Annotated in this window: 15 protein-coding genes; 10 read left to right on the forward strand and 5 right to left on the reverse strand. The window is 34.5% G+C overall.

What is annotated here, in order from left to right; all coding sequences use genetic code 11:
* Positions 1–66: 66 nt before the first annotated feature.
* Both JOD96_RS11395 and JOD96_RS11400 read right to left on the reverse strand, forming a co-directional pair.
* Positions 67–1,347, reverse strand: coding sequence for a chloride channel protein (locus JOD96_RS11395; RefSeq protein WP_209564391.1), 1,281 nt, complete (start codon positions 1,345–1,347; stop codon positions 67–69).
* 235 nt (positions 1,348–1,582) lie between these two features.
* Positions 1,583–2,260: a S24 family peptidase gene (locus JOD96_RS11400; RefSeq protein WP_245188398.1), complete on the reverse strand. Its 678-nt coding sequence runs from the start codon at positions 2,258–2,260 to the stop codon at positions 1,583–1,585.
* 886 nt (positions 2,261–3,146) lie between these two features.
* On the opposite strand from JOD96_RS11400, the gene JOD96_RS11405 reads away from it, so the two are divergent.
* Complete coding sequence (locus tag JOD96_RS11405) at positions 3,147–4,112, forward strand: hypothetical protein (RefSeq protein WP_209564392.1); 966 nt, start codon at positions 3,147–3,149, stop codon at positions 4,110–4,112.
* Between the two features lie 54 nt (positions 4,113–4,166).
* A complete protein-coding gene (locus JOD96_RS11410) occupies positions 4,167–5,348 on the forward strand; it encodes a hypothetical protein (RefSeq protein ID WP_209564393.1) in 1,182 nt (393 codons plus the stop codon).
* 145 nt (positions 5,349–5,493) lie between these two features.
* On the opposite strand, the gene JOD96_RS11415 is transcribed toward JOD96_RS11410, so the two are convergent.
* Genes JOD96_RS11415 through JOD96_RS11425 form a run of 3 tightly spaced genes read right to left on the reverse strand, consistent with a single transcriptional unit; the run spans position 5,494 to position 6,931 of the window.
* Entirely contained in the window at positions 5,494–5,883 is a 390-nt protein-coding gene (locus JOD96_RS11415) for a VOC family protein (protein WP_209564394.1), read from the reverse strand.
* Positions 5,883–6,458, reverse strand: a complete 576-nt coding sequence (locus tag JOD96_RS11420) for a sugar O-acetyltransferase (protein WP_209564395.1) — start codon at positions 6,456–6,458, stop codon at positions 5,883–5,885. The genes JOD96_RS11415 and JOD96_RS11420 overlap by 1 nt, the downstream gene beginning before the upstream one ends.
* 14 nt (positions 6,459–6,472) lie before the next feature.
* Positions 6,473–6,931 (reverse strand): DinB family protein, encoded by a 459-nt coding sequence (locus tag JOD96_RS11425; protein WP_209564396.1) that lies wholly within the window; start codon positions 6,929–6,931, stop codon positions 6,473–6,475.
* A gap of 163 nt (positions 6,932–7,094) precedes the next feature.
* On the opposite strand from JOD96_RS11425, the gene JOD96_RS11430 reads away from it, so the two are divergent.
* The 8 genes from JOD96_RS11430 to JOD96_RS11465 all read left to right on the forward strand — a co-directional run bounded on the left by JOD96_RS11430 (position 7,095) and on the right by JOD96_RS11465 (position 13,936).
* The gene (locus JOD96_RS11430; protein ID WP_209564397.1) at positions 7,095–9,260 is read left to right on the forward strand and encodes a TonB-dependent receptor; all 2,166 of its coding nucleotides are present in this window, start codon (positions 7,095–7,097) and stop codon (positions 9,258–9,260) included.
* 388 nt (positions 9,261–9,648) lie between these two features.
* The gene (locus JOD96_RS11435) at positions 9,649–10,056 is read left to right on the forward strand and encodes a DUF2141 domain-containing protein (RefSeq protein WP_209564398.1); all 408 of its coding nucleotides are present in this window, start codon (positions 9,649–9,651) and stop codon (positions 10,054–10,056) included.
* A 46-nt stretch (positions 10,057–10,102) separates the two neighbouring features.
* Positions 10,103–10,726, forward strand: coding sequence for a hypothetical protein (locus tag JOD96_RS11440; protein WP_209564399.1), 624 nt, complete (start codon positions 10,103–10,105; stop codon positions 10,724–10,726).
* 20 nt (positions 10,727–10,746) lie between these two features.
* Complete coding sequence (locus tag JOD96_RS11445) at positions 10,747–12,105, forward strand: histidine kinase (protein ID WP_209564400.1); 1,359 nt, start codon at positions 10,747–10,749, stop codon at positions 12,103–12,105.
* Entirely contained in the window at positions 12,105–12,398 is a 294-nt protein-coding gene (locus tag JOD96_RS11450; RefSeq protein ID WP_209564401.1) for a 2TM domain-containing protein, read from the forward strand. The genes JOD96_RS11445 and JOD96_RS11450 overlap by 1 nt, the downstream gene beginning before the upstream one ends.
* Before the next feature lie 44 nt (positions 12,399–12,442).
* On the forward strand, positions 12,443–12,760 hold the full coding sequence (locus JOD96_RS11455) for a 2TM domain-containing protein (protein ID WP_209564402.1): 318 nt from the start codon (positions 12,443–12,445) through the stop codon (positions 12,758–12,760).
* 16 nt (positions 12,761–12,776) lie between these two features.
* A complete protein-coding gene (locus tag JOD96_RS11460) occupies positions 12,777–13,145 on the forward strand; it encodes a 2TM domain-containing protein (protein WP_209564403.1) in 369 nt (122 codons plus the stop codon).
* 23 nt (positions 13,146–13,168) lie between these two features.
* Positions 13,169–13,936, forward strand: coding sequence for a LytR/AlgR family response regulator transcription factor (locus tag JOD96_RS11465; protein ID WP_209564404.1), 768 nt, complete (start codon positions 13,169–13,171; stop codon positions 13,934–13,936).
* Positions 13,937–14,106: the final 170 nt, after the last annotated feature.

Raw genomic sequence — 14,106 nt, forward strand, 5'->3', positions numbered from 1 at the left:
TGTGGTATTTTTTGTCACAGGTTTAAAAGATTACCCTGTGCAATTATTCAGAATCAGTATTATGTTTTATTTTATTAAGCCCGGAGAATAGGTATAAACCGTGTGAGGATAAATCATTTTTGCTGTGTATTTGGAAATCAGGCAAACAGCCAAAATCGGAAAAAACAAAGTATAATCATTCGTCAGGCCGCAAACCAAAAATATTGCTGTAAACGGTGCATGAATACTGGCGCTTAAAACTGCCGCCATCCCGATAATCATAAAATTCACCGGAATTACATCTACATGAAAGAAAGTATTTAAAATTGATGCCAATAATAATCCTAAAAATGCTCCAATAAAAAGGCTAGGGGCAAAAACACCGCCATCACCACCGGAGGCCAATGTAATCGACGTCACAATAGGTTTTAAAAGTAAAATTCCAATAAAAGTAAAAGCCAACGTTACAGTCAGCGGAAGTTCTGAAGAATGAGCAAAAATGCCTTTTATAGCGTGGTATCCTTCTCCGTATAATTGCGGAAAAACAAAAAGCGAAATACTTAAAACCGCTGATCCTAAAATGATTTTATAATAATGAGTATCGATTTTTCCGAATTGAGATTTAAAGAATAAAACACAACGCGTTAAATAAACCGAATTTATTCCGGCCAAAATTCCCAAAAGAATAAAATACGGAATCGCTTTTAAATGCCACGTTGTTATGGAAACAGCAAATAAAGGTCCTTCTTTTAAAATAGTAAGCAAACCAAAAGCAATTGAAACAGCAATAACATTCGAAATAATAAAAGCACGCGTCACTTTTCGTGAAATAACTTCAAGAGCAAATAAAATTCCCGCGATCGGACTGCTGAATAATGCAGTAACCCCTGCCGCAACACCTGCACAGATTAATTCGGTTTTGTATTGGCGAAAAACGTTTTCTTTTTGTTGCGCTACAGAGCCAATTGTAGCAGTAGCCACAACTGTAGAAACTTCGATTCCGGTTGATCCGCCAAAAATAACAGTCAATAATCCGTTTATAAAGTGCGATGGGATTTTATAAGAAGGCAGGTTTTTTGAGGTTGATCCGGTACTTTCAAAAACCTCTTTGATGCCTTTGTTTTCTTTCTTTTTAAAAAGGTATTGTCTCAGAAAATAAATGACTGATAAACCAAAAACAGGAAAAATGATATAAAAAACAGGATTTACCGAGACTTCATGAAAAAAGATCTCTTCGTAATATTCAGTGATTTTTTTTAGCGAAATTCCGAGAAAGGCTGAAAGGAAGCCAATTAAAATAGAAACAATAACTAATTTTCGGAATTTAATGAATTGATGATTCTTTTTGATTTGCGCCGTTTTGTTCATCAGAAGTGAATTTGGATTCGCATTTTTTTTATGCGGATTACAAAATTAAGAATCAAAATCGGTTTAAAATAGGAAATCTTCAATTTAGTATGTTAAATTCAGTATAAACAAGAAAATTCTTTCAGTGTATTTTTTAGTTACATACTGATTATATATTGTCACAAAAGTGGAAACAATAAAGTTTAAATAAGAAAGCCCAAAACCTCATAACCAGTTCCTGAGAACTTATTAAAACTCAAAATTGGGAATTAATTCTAATAGAAGCTTTCACTAACGCTATTGCTTTTATACTGCTCAGTGGGAATTCTACAGGCTGATAGTCTGAATTTTGAGGCACAAGCCTAACAAACGAATCCTGATCTGATTGTTGTATATATCTGGTAAAAAAGAAATCATCTCCATCTTTACTGATGTAGATCAGATACATTTCACCCCAAATAATATTTTCCGGATTATTTATTTTTTTATAGGCTAAGATATCGCCGCTTCTTAATAAAGGATACATGCTGTTGCCTGCAATGTATAATGCACCATCACAATCTGTAATTTTGGGTATACCAATGTATTCTAACGGAACTTGATTTTTATTTTTCCCAAATAAATCTTTAATACCTTCAGCTGTACTAATATCATAAAGCGGAATGTTAAAATTGCCGTCTTCACTATCTTTTTTCTGACTGTAATAAATATCTTCTTCAGTCAAAGTATTAATCTTTAGCATATTTCCGTTGCCGGTAAGAAGCCATTCGGCATTAAGATCTGGATAATAATGTAATATTTTACCTGCTTTATCAGTGCCCATATTACTGCTATTGTCTAAGAATTTATTCGAAAAGCCTAGCTGTCGGCAAAATTTATATCGAGTGATCCCTTTGTGGTCAATAAACTCCTTCACTCTTTCGGTCGCTCCCATGAAATAAAATTATTTGTAAAATTTTACGTTAAAAATTTGTTTGCTTGTAAGATTTTACACTACCTTTGTCCCGTGTTTAGTACAAACAATTTAAATTGTAAAAATATGAAAACTAAAGCAAGTTATAATCAAGATCTATTAAAGATTATTCACGAAAAGTATGGTTTTTCTTACGACTATATCAGGAAGAGTATTAGAGGCGACCGGGTTGGTTTAACAAGTGATATAATAAAGAACGAATACAATGTGCTATATCGCGAAGTAAAGAATGCGATAGAAAGCAGATTTAGAAAAATATAATACCTCCAGAATACCAGCCAATCTCCCTATAATAATTTCCAATTACAGAGCATTTTTTACAATTTAAATATTAAAGCTACGGATGAAACTCAAACCGAGGTTTGCAAATCCTGCTATTAGTGATTTTTGATGCCCTGTTTGTAAAAACGGAGCGTCAAAAACATGCTTAAGTGCTTGTACAGTAGTATAATGGTACAAACCTGACAGTATAAAAAAAGATTGTAAAATTATTGGAAAAAGCAACAAGCGACTATCTCAAATCTTTGGATAAAATACCATTTCGCCGCTGTTATTTCTTAAAAACAAAAAAATCACTGTAGTATAAGCGGCAGCAAACTGCCCGTTTGACTGCGCGATGGCATAAAGAAACAAATATCTTTTAACATTATCAAATTATAATATAGAAAACATGAAAAAATAATATGAGTAAACGGTATAAAACGCCATAAGGCGGTATATAAACATCAGGTCTGTTGCAGCAGCGAAAATAAATGCTGCAAATTACTCAGGACAACCCTGCAGGATTCAAATAACATATTGGCTTACAAAAAAAGAGCTTAAAATATTAAATTAAAAAAAGAATAAAATGAAAAAGAAATTTAAACTCTTTGCATTTATTGCATTAATGACAACGTATTACAGTAATGCCCAAATGGGTATCAATACCAAATTTCCGGATGCGAGTGCGGCACTTGAGGTAAAATCTCCCGACAATACAAAAGGCGTATTAATACCACGCTCTACAACAGCACAAATAAACGCCATTCCGTTACCGGCAGAAGGGTTAATTGTGTATGACACTACACAGCACTGTTTCTTGCAGAACGCAGGTACATCGGCCATTCCTAAGTGGGTGCCTTTGGTAAATGCAGCAGATAACGGATTGACAACAGCAGGCGGTAAAATGCAACTGGGTGGAACATTAACAAAACCTACTGCTTTGACAACTACGGCAGCCAATACTCTGGCTATACAAGGTCTGGTAAATAGTACAGATAGTGCTGATTCGCCTATAGTGTTAACAGCAGATGGTACACTCAAAAAAAGTTCTTTTCCTGTTGCTAACGTTGTGCCTACAGATGTTGGAACGGTTATAGCTATCGATGGAAAACTGGAAGTAGCACAGGAAATTACAGCACTGATGAATGCAGATTTTATTTGTACCAATACTGGTGGCCCAATGTCTATTGGTAACATTAATAATGTTATTATAGATAATAAAAATGCATTTATTCATACTGCAAGTTCTAATTCTTTTACAGCCAAAGCTAATGGAGTTTATTCCATAACTATGAATTTACAGTTGACTGCTGTGGGAGGTGTTCCTGTAATTGGCGTTTGGTGTGACACCGATAATAAATGGGTTGCCCGTATTAATGGAAATCTAAGTGGGATGCTTAATTTGACTTTGATGACTAGTATTAATTTAGATACGTCAAAAACATACTCTTTTAGAGTTACAAATACTGAAGTCACAACAGTTAAGGCTTTTAACACAGGAGGCACTGGAACTGGGCCAATTGCTTTTTTCTCTGTAAAGAGGCTAAAATAAAGAATATATAGTAAAATACATCCCCCCAAGAAATTAAATTAAAAAAAGAATAAAATGAAAAAGAAATTTAAACTCTTTGCATTTATTGCATTAATGACAGCGTATTACAGTAATGCCCAAATGGGTATCAATACCAAATTTCCGGATGCGAGTGCGGCACTTGAGGTAAAATCTCCCGACAATACAAAAGGCGTATTAATACCACGCTCTACAACAGCACAAATAAACGCCATTCCGTTACCGGCAGAAGGGTTAATTGTGTATGACACTACACAGCACTGTTTCTTGCAGAACGCAGGTACATCGGCTATTCCTAAGTGGGTGCCTTTGGTAAATGCAGCAGATAACGGATTGACGGCAACAGGCGGTAAAATACAACTGGGGGGAACATTAACAAAACCTACTGCTTTGACAACTACTGCAGCTAATACTCTGGCAATTTCCGGACTGCAGGCAGGAACAGCAGCAGATAATGTTCTTGTTGCTGATTCAAATGGGGTTTTAAAAACGGTATTAAGGTCAAATTTTACAGGAGCTGATAATTTAGGGAATCATACAGCGACCCAGGATTTAAACATGAATACTCAAAATATTACAGCAGCAAAAGATATTACTGCAACAGGGACGGCTGCAGCGGCAAATGTAACTGCAAGTACAAAAGCAACTGTTCAGACTGCCGCTATTGCAAAAGGAACAGATGGTTCTAGCCCTCAAGCAGGATATATTGCTACAGCAGCAAATGCAAATGGCGATATTGTTTGGACAGCTATGGCCGAATCTGCTGGTGCAATTAATGGTGTGTACGAGTTTTTAGGAACGAACACTATAAATGTTGCAGCTGGTTCTACTGCTGTTGTTCCGATGAACGGAAACTCATTTACATTAACTAAACATTCAAAAGTGCTTATTACGTATTCTCTGTTGCCATTACCATCAACTGGAGGAGCACCTGTACAGGGAAGTATAGATTTGATGGTAGATAATGTCAAAACAATATCTTCTTATTATTCTGCAACTGATGCACCTACGGTTTTAGGCAGACTAGGTAATTACTCCACTGCTCAAAAAATAGTGAGCCTTGCTGCCGGACTTCATACTGTAGGCCTTAATTTAAAATCTTGGTTTAATACCACTATGACCAATGTTAATCCTGTCACTGCAGGTTATGGAGGTGCTGCAGCAACTGACTCACAAGCTATGGTAGCCAGGATTTCAGTTGTTGTTTTTAATGATTAAGGCGAAAAATATATTTTAAGATTTTAAGAAGCTCAATTAAGGGTTTTGTAGAAAATATAAAGAAAGGCTTTAGCCGAAACATATAGTTTTTGCTAAAGCCTTTCTTTTATTGTTAAAAATGATTAGCTAGCTAAAGCAAAAAGAATTATCTCTCATAAAATTCAATCGGCAGCAAATCAGGATCTGCGATAAAAGTAAAACGCTTTTCGGTAGTTTCATCAATTCTAATAGGTTCAGATTCAATGTTTTTTGAGTTTAAAAAAGCAATAGTTTCTTCCAGATTAGTGACTTCAAAAGCCAGATGACGCAAACCGACAGCTTCTGGTCTCGAAGGCCGTTGCGGCGGATTTGGAAATGAAAATAACTCGACTACATACAGGCCGTTCAAAGCCAGATCTAATTTATAAGACCCGCGTTCTGCGCGGTAAATTTCCCTGATTATTGTTAATCCCAAAACCTCGGTATAAAAGATTTTAGACTTTTGGTAATCAGAGCATAAAATAGCAATATGATGAATTTTGTTTAAGGTAAGCATTAGGATTTTGATTCAGTTTCCTGATTTAATTTTCGAATTATTTTTGCCGGATTTCCTACGGCCAGTGAATTGCCGGGAATGTGTTTTGTAACAACAGATCCCGCGCCAATAACACAGCCTTTTCCAATTGTTACGCCCGGACAGATAACAGAATTTCCTCCAATCCAGCAATCGTCTCCGATCGAAACAGGCAAAGCATTTTCTAATGATTTTCGCAATTCGGCGTCAAGCGGATGTGTTGCTGTATAAATTTGCACATTTGGCGCAAAAAATACATTTGAGCCAATAGTCACGGGGGCACAATCTAAAACTACGCAGTTAACATTAAAGTAAACGTTGTCTCCGCAGGTAATATTGTAACCATAATCACAATGAAATGGGGGTTCTATATAAAAACTTTTTCCTGTATTAGGAATCAGTTCTGCTATAATTTGTTTTGCTTTTTTTGTCAGGCGATATTCAGTAACGTTTAATCTGTGTAAAAGATTTTTAGCTTTTCGTCGCTCTTTTACCAAAACAGGATCGCCGGCTATATAATATTCGCCGGCAATCATTTTTTCTTTTTCTGTTTTCAATTTCGTGATTTATTTTAAAGTAGTTTTTTCAAAATCACAATTTGTCCCAAATGATAAACGTCGTGCTGAATAATGCCGTGAATGTCTTCATAAAAATTATGATTGTTGTTTGGATCTATTTTATCAAAATCAGCATCATCAAAATCATTAAAAAAAGCCGTCCATTGTTCCTGAGATTTTGCAAGACTTTGCAAAGATTGTTCCCAGGCCGGCTCAGATGAATCTATAACAGGAACAAAATAATTGTGATCCGGAGTTGTAATTATTTCTCCCTGAACACGTCTCAAAATATTTCTTCTCCACTGTATAAGATGGTTGACAATTTCCCAAATCGTATTTAAATTAGGGTTTATTTTTCTGTAAGCCTGCTCTGCGGTAATATCTTTTAAAGTATCTGCTAAGGTAACCTCAAGCCACGGATTTCCATTATAAATGGACTGATATAAATTCGAAACTCTTTTGCTTTCTGACATATTTGATAGTTTTTAAACGTGAAAGCTAAGATACGAATAAGTAATTTACAACTCATCCTCAAAATTCTACAATTGGGTTATTTATTATTTTTTAACTTAAAATGTTAAAATACATTTGTCACATCAAAATAACAAACACCAAAACCAAATAAAATCGGGAGGTATGACAACCAAATTACTTTTTACAATTAGCTTTTTATTTTTAACAACTGTATTTTTTGCTCAGAATACAATCTCAGGAAAAGTTCTTGATCAAAAAGGAAAACCCGTTCCGGGAGCGAATATTTATATTGACGGAACTTATGATGGAGCAACAAGTTCTGAAACAGGAGAATTTTCTTTTGAAACAACCGCAACGGGAAATCAGTTTTTGATTGTAAGTTTTTTGATGTACGAAACATTCAGACAGGAAATTGATGTAGCAAATTACAAAGGCCAAACCGTAAAATTAAGAGAAAGTGTAAATACACTCGATGCCGTTGTGATCACTGCCGGAACATTAGAGTCGGGAGATAAAGCAAGGGTTTCTGTTCTTAAACCTTTGGATATTGTAACCACTGCGGGTTCTGCCGGAAACATTATTGCCGCCTTGCAGACTTTGCCGGGAACACAAACCGTTGGAGAAGACGGACGTTTGTTTGTTCGTGGAGGTGAAGCCAGCGAAACACAAACCTTTGTTGATGGTCTTCGTGTTGCACAGCCTTACGGCGCAACCACTAATAATTTACCGACCAGAAGTAGATTTTCTCCATTTTTGTTTAGCGGAATTGCTTTTTCTACCGGAGGATATTCTGCAGAATATGGAGAGGCCTTGTCAAGTGTTTTACTTTTAAATACTCAGGATGAACCGGATCAAAACAAAACAGATATTGCTTTGATGACAGTAGGTCTTGGAGTAGGAAACACGCAGAAATGGGAAAAAAGTTCTTTTAGTATTAATACCAATTATATCAATCTGGCACCTTATCAGGCTGTAATTCCTCAAAATGTCGACTGGAATAATCCGTATCAGTCTTTGGGTGGTGAAGCAGTATATCGTTATCATTTTACAAACGGTATCTTTAAATTATATGCTGCTTTTGATTCTGAGAAATTTGATTTAAATCAGAAAAATGTAAATTTTGCTGATCCGATCAGAACAGATTTGAACAATAATAATTTTTACCTGAATGGCTCTTACAAAGGTGATTTTGGCACAGGATGGCAGCTTACAACCGGAATTAGTTATGGGTACAGCAAAAACAAAATAAAATATGACATCAATGATGTTGACACCGATGAAAATGCAGCACAACTGAAATTGAAGTTAAGAAAGAATATTTCCAATTACTTTAAATTGTCTTTTGGAGCAGATTATTTCATTACCAAATTCAATGAAAATTTTAGGGACAATATTTCAATTGATGCGGCAAATGGTTACGATTCAAATATTGCTGCTTTTTATACAGAAGGAGATATATTGTTCTCCAAAAAACTGGCAATGAAGGTAGGAGTAAGACTTTCAAACAATAATTTGCTTGACGAAACCAACCTGGCACCAAGAGCCTCTATTGCTTACAAAGTGTCAAAAACAAGTCAGTTTTCATTTGCTTACGGAGATTTTTCTCAGACTCCGGTTGTTGATTACATTAAATATTCAAAATACCATCAGTTCGAAAGCGAAAAAGCGCAGCATTATATCCTGAATTATCAGTTTACAAAACCGGGACAGACTTTTAGGGCAGAAGCTTATTATAAAGATTATACAAATCTGGTTCAGTACAATACAAAAGATATTCAATACAATTCTGTTTTCAACAACAACGGTTCGGGTTATGCAAAAGGACTGGATTTATTTTGGAGAGACAGTAATCTGTACAAAAACTTAGAATACTGGATTTCATATTCTTATATCGATTCAGAAAGACAATATAAAAACTTTCCAACAATGGCGACACCCAATTTTGTAGCCAATCATAGTTTGTCAATTGTAACAAAATATTTTATTACAGACTGGAAATCACAAATCGGATTCACAAACAGCTACAGTTCAGGGCGTCCTTATAACGATCCAAACCAGACGCAATTTATGAACGGAAAAACAAAAGCTTATAATAGTTTAAGTTTTAACTGGGCTTATTTATTAACAACACAAAAAATCCTTTATTTTTCTGTTTCGAATATTTTAGGAACTCAAAATGTTTTCGGGTACGATTACGCCAAATTACCAGACGCCAACGGAGTCTACAACAGACAAGCCGTAACACCAAACGCAGACCGATTTTTCTTCGTAGGTTTCTTCTGGACAATCAGCAAGAATAAAAATGATAATCAGTTGAAGAATCTTTAAAGGTTCTAAGTTTCTGAGACGCTAAGATTCTTAGGTCTTAACTTTCAAAAGACAGAATTTTATTCCGTTTAAGCTTCAAAACAGAATCTAAAAACCTTAGCGTCTCAGCATCTTAGAATCTTAGCAACTTTTAAAAAAAAAACAATTCAGTAGCTAAAATCAACAACTCAGTATTATTTAATTTTAAAAGAATAAAATCAGACATACTTTTGAAGTATAAATTAACAATCAGAGTTTTAATCATCAAAATCAGGAGGTACTAAGCAGCTGAGATTCTAAGAAAAAAGCTTAGCGACTTAGTCACTCAGTTCCGAAGCATCGGGATAAAAACTAAAAAAACTTAGCATCTCAGAACCTTAGAACCTTAGCAACTAAAAAAAAAGAAAACATGACCAAAATTATCACCGCAATTATATTATTTGTCTGCAGCTTAATGTCTGCACAAAAAGTAAACCTTACCGTTTCTGTTTCGGGTTTAAAAAACAATACAGGAATTGTAAAAGTAGGTTTGTACAACTCAGACGAAACTTTTCTTAAAACAACTTACAAAAGCGTTGTTTCTGAAATAAAAAATAATCGGGCTACAGTTACTTTCATTGGTATTCCGGCAGGAGAGTATGGAATCTCAACCTTTCATGATGAAAACAGCAACGGAATCCTGGATAAAAATATGATGGGAATTCCTTCTGAAGATTATGCTGCCTCAAATAATGCTAAAGGATTTATGGGGCCGCCTTCTTATAAAGATGCTAAATTTACTGTCAATAAAGACTCAAAAATCGAAATTGTATATTAATAAAATTTAACTAACAACTTAAAATTAATAATTAAAAAAATAACACATGAAAAAAATCATTACCGCAATCGCATTATTTGTAGCAGCAATAACTTCAGCTCAAACACAATTTGAACAAGGAATGGGAAAAGCCTTCGGACTTTGGAAAGAAGGTAAAAATACAGAAGCTTCTGCATTGTTTGAGAGAATTGCATCGGCAGAAAAAACAAGCTGGTTACCTAATTATTATGTGGCTTTAGTGAATACAACTTCCGCTTTTTCAGAAAAAGATAAATCAAAAGTTGATTTGTTGCTGACAAAAGCACAAGACGCACTGGATGTAGAATTTATAAAAGACCAGAACAATGCAGAATTATATGTTTTACAGGCTTTGGTTTATACGGCCTGGGTTGTACAGGATCCGATGACGAATGCTCAAAAATATTCGGCCAAAATCATGGAGAATTATGCAAAAGCAAAAGCATTAGACCCAAACAATCCAAGAGCTGTTTTTGGTGAAGCCGATTATCAGTTAGGAGGAGCTAAATGGACAGGAGTTGATACAAAACCGTTATGTGCGCAAGTAGATAAAGCTGTCGAACTTTTTGGTACTTTTAAACCAGAAACTCAATTCTCTCCAAAATGGGGATTAGAAAGAGCTTTGGAAACTCAAAAAAGCTGCAAGAAATAATATCAAAACTAAGGTTATAAATGAAAGAATATAAAAATACATTTGGAGATTTGAGAAGTGGCACAATCATGTGTTTTAAGATTTCTATGGTTTTTACAGTTATATTTTCGGCTTTTTTAGGAGCCGATCTATCGGTAAAAAATGTAGCAATTACGTTCTTCTTAAGTTGTTTATATTCTTTCGGACTTGGGTTTGGAAATGGTTTTCTAAATATTTTGCTGGATAAAAAGTGGGATTGGCTGGAACAAACCAATCTAAGGGTTTACTACGGGATTTTGGTTACTATTTTGTACACTGTCCCGGCTGTATTAGGCATAAACTACATCGTTTTTGTGGTCATTCAGGGAAGATCCTTAGACAATTTCTTTAGCGAAGATATGTTTCTGGTCAATCTTTTTTATGTCATTTTATCTTTAGGTGTTTCGACTTTTATGCAGGCGAGAAGTTTTATGAAAAAGTGGAAACAGGCTTCAAGATTTGAACTGACCCAACAAAAGATCATCGCCGGAACGGCAAATGCAAAATTCGAAAGTTTAAAAAATCAGATCGATCCGCATTTTCTTTTTAATAGTTTAAATGTTTTAAGTTCTCTGATTGAGGAAAACCCGGATAATGCACAGCGTTTTACCACTTCTTTGTCCAAGATTTATCGCTATGTTTTAGAACAAAAAGATAAAGAACTGGTTTCTGTAGAAGATGAATTGTCATTTGCCAAAACCTATATGAACCTGTTGAAAATGCGTTTTGAAAACAGTTTGTTTTACGAAATGCAGATAAAAGAAATCAATCCCGATGCCAGAGTAGTACCGTTGTCTTTACAGCTTTTGCTCGAGAATACGGTAAAACATAATATAGTAAGTGAGCAGAAGCCGCTTCACATCAGGATTTTTGTCGACGGAGATTATCTGGCTATTCAAAATGATTTCCAGAAAAAAGAAGTTTTGCAGGATCGACAGGGAGTTGGTTTGCAAAACATTGTAAACAGATACGCAATTATAACAGACAGAAAAGTTGTGATCGAACAAAATGAACAAAATTTTACCGTTAAGATTCCAATTTTAACCAAACAAATTACAGCCATGGATGCAAATGCAGATTATAATGATGAAAACAGATCTTATTTCAGAGCAAAAAAGAGAGTAGAAGAACTAAAGGGTTTTTACGGAAATGTAATTTCTTACTGTTGTATAATTCCATTTTTAATTTTTATAAATTTAAAATTTTCTCCTGGTTTTCAATGGTTTTGGTTTTCAGCTTTGGGCTGGGGATTTGGAGTTGTAATGCATGCTTTTAAGGTTTATGGTTACAGTTCAGATTGGGAAGAACGAAAAATAAGAGAGATTTTAGAAAAAGGCAATAATAAAAGGACCTGGAAATAATGGAGAAAAATTATACGGAAGCCGAACGTTATTACCAGGCTCATAAAAGAGTAAAAGAAATTAGGGATTTTTATTCGCACCTTGCTGTTTATATTCTCTGCAATCCAATTGTAATTGCAGTTAATCTTATGACTTCTCCGGGATATTTATGGTGTTTATACAGCGTATTTGGGTGGGCAATACCGATAGCTTTGCATGGGATGAAAGTTTTTAATTACGGACCATTTTTTAATAAGGAATGGGAAGAAAGAAAAATCAGGGAAATCATGGAAAAAGATTCCCGGAAAGAATAAAATGAATTTAGAACTGAAAGCATTTTAAAAAATAATAGAGCAAAATGAGAGAAATCATGGAAGTAAATTATAATGAAGAAGACAAATATCTCTTAGCAAAAAAGAAAGTTGAAGGGATAAAAGGATTTTATGGAAACCTAATCGTTTTTATTGCTGTAAATTTGGTTTTGATTTTCATTAATTTATACACATCACCCGATTATTTATGGTTTTTTTGGCCATTATTCTGGTGGGGATTAGGAGTTGTTTTTCATGGATTGAAAGTTTTTGAAGTATTCCCGTCTTTTGGAAAAGATTGGGAAGAAAGAAAAATCAGGGAGTTTATGGAAAAAGAAAAAGAGAATAGAAATAAGTGGCAATAATAAAAATAAAATAAAAATGGGAAGATTCAGAAGACGCATGTACGAAGATTATCAGCAATATAGTACTGATGAAAACTTTAATATAGCATGCAAAAAAGTAAAAAGAATTAAAGGATTTTATTCGCATTTAAGAATTTATGTAATTATAAATATTCTGATTATTATTGCAAGTATAAACGGAGAAATTTTCGGAGATCACATTCACATTCGTGACGGAGGATTATTTAGCTGGCACACTTATTCGACAGCAGTTTTCTGGGGAATTGGTTTACTGGCACACGCACTATCGGTTTTTGGGCGGGATCTATTTTTTAGTGATGACTGGGAAGAAAGAAAAATCCAGGAATACATGAAAAAACAAGAAGCCAAAAACAAATGGGAATAACTTTAAATTTTGCATTTTTATAAATGACTACATTAATTATAGAAGACGAAAAGCCGGCAGCAAGGCTGCTTCAGCGAAAGTTAGAAAAGCTGAACATCGCAGTAGAAACCATGTTGCATTCTGTAGAAGAATCAATTGACTGGTTTTCAAATAACGAACATCCGGATTTAATTTTTCTGGATATTCAATTGTCTGACGGTTTATCGTTTGAAATTTTTGAAAAAATAGACATTAAAAGTGCCATTATTTTTACAACAGCTTATGATGAATATGCATTAAAAGCTTTTAAACTCAATAGTATAGATTATCTTCTTAAACCAATTGACGAAGATGATCTTGATGTTGCGGTAACAAAATTTAAATCCCGTTTGCCAAAACCGGAATCTGAAAACCGGAATCTACAGCTTGATTTTGAGCAGATCAGAAAAATGCTTTCAAATCCTTTTGAGAAAAATTACAAAAAGCGGTTTACAGTTAAAATCGGACAACATTTAAAAGTGATTACAACCGATGAAGTAGAATGTTTTTTTAGCGAAAACAAAGGGACTTACATTCATACTTTTGATAATCGTGATTACCTGATCGATTCGACTCTCGAAATTCTGGAACAGGAATTAGACAGCAAGGATTTTTTTCGCGTAAGCAGAAAATTTATAGTTCCGCTAAAAGCCATTAAAGAAATTCAGGTTTATACCAATTCACGTCTAAAAGTGATCTTGCCAACATACAAAGAAGATGAGGTTATTGTAAGCCGTGAAAAAGTTCAGGATTTTAAAAACTGGCTCGGGTAAAAATAATTCCATCAGAATTGAATTTCATAGAACCATAGGTTCGATTCATTTTGTAGGGCCGGATTTTAATCCGGTTTAAATATGAGAACCAATCAATAGAGCCGTAGAATCTATATTAAATAGTATAAAAATAAAAAAGGGCTGAAAACTTTAAAAGTTTCAGCTCTTTT

This window comes from Flavobacterium sp. 1355, assembly GCF_017833415.1.
Lineage (GTDB): Bacteria > Bacteroidota > Bacteroidia > Flavobacteriales > Flavobacteriaceae > Flavobacterium.

What these genes read in the sequence shown, in the direction of transcription:
- JOD96_RS11395 (WP_209564391.1), bottom strand. Translation starts at nt 1,347, where the DNA reads ATGAACAAAACGGCGCAAATCAAAAAGAATCATCAATTCATTAAATTC.
- JOD96_RS11400 (WP_245188398.1), bottom strand. Translation starts at nt 2,260, where the DNA reads ATGGGAGCGACCGAAAGAGTGAAGGAGTTTATTGACCACAAAGGGATC.
- JOD96_RS11405 (WP_209564392.1), top strand. Translation starts at nt 3,147, where the DNA reads ATGAAAAAGAAATTTAAACTCTTTGCATTTATTGCATTAATGACAACG.
- JOD96_RS11410 (WP_209564393.1), top strand. Translation starts at nt 4,167, where the DNA reads ATGAAAAAGAAATTTAAACTCTTTGCATTTATTGCATTAATGACAGCG.
- JOD96_RS11415 (WP_209564394.1), bottom strand. Translation starts at nt 5,883, where the DNA reads ATGCTTACCTTAAACAAAATTCATCATATTGCTATTTTATGCTCTGAT.
- JOD96_RS11425 (WP_209564396.1), bottom strand. Translation starts at nt 6,931, where the DNA reads ATGTCAGAAAGCAAAAGAGTTTCGAATTTATATCAGTCCATTTATAAT.
- JOD96_RS11430 (WP_209564397.1), top strand. Translation starts at nt 7,095, where the DNA reads ATGACAACCAAATTACTTTTTACAATTAGCTTTTTATTTTTAACAACT.
- JOD96_RS11435 (WP_209564398.1), top strand. Translation starts at nt 9,649, where the DNA reads ATGACCAAAATTATCACCGCAATTATATTATTTGTCTGCAGCTTAATG.
- JOD96_RS11440 (WP_209564399.1), top strand. Translation starts at nt 10,103, where the DNA reads ATGAAAAAAATCATTACCGCAATCGCATTATTTGTAGCAGCAATAACT.
- JOD96_RS11445 (WP_209564400.1), top strand. Translation starts at nt 10,747, where the DNA reads ATGAAAGAATATAAAAATACATTTGGAGATTTGAGAAGTGGCACAATC.
- JOD96_RS11450 (WP_209564401.1), top strand. Translation starts at nt 12,105, where the DNA reads ATGGAGAAAAATTATACGGAAGCCGAACGTTATTACCAGGCTCATAAA.
- JOD96_RS11455 (WP_209564402.1), top strand. Translation starts at nt 12,443, where the DNA reads ATGAGAGAAATCATGGAAGTAAATTATAATGAAGAAGACAAATATCTC.
- JOD96_RS11460 (WP_209564403.1), top strand. Translation starts at nt 12,777, where the DNA reads ATGGGAAGATTCAGAAGACGCATGTACGAAGATTATCAGCAATATAGT.
- JOD96_RS11465 (WP_209564404.1), top strand. Translation starts at nt 13,169, where the DNA reads ATGACTACATTAATTATAGAAGACGAAAAGCCGGCAGCAAGGCTGCTT.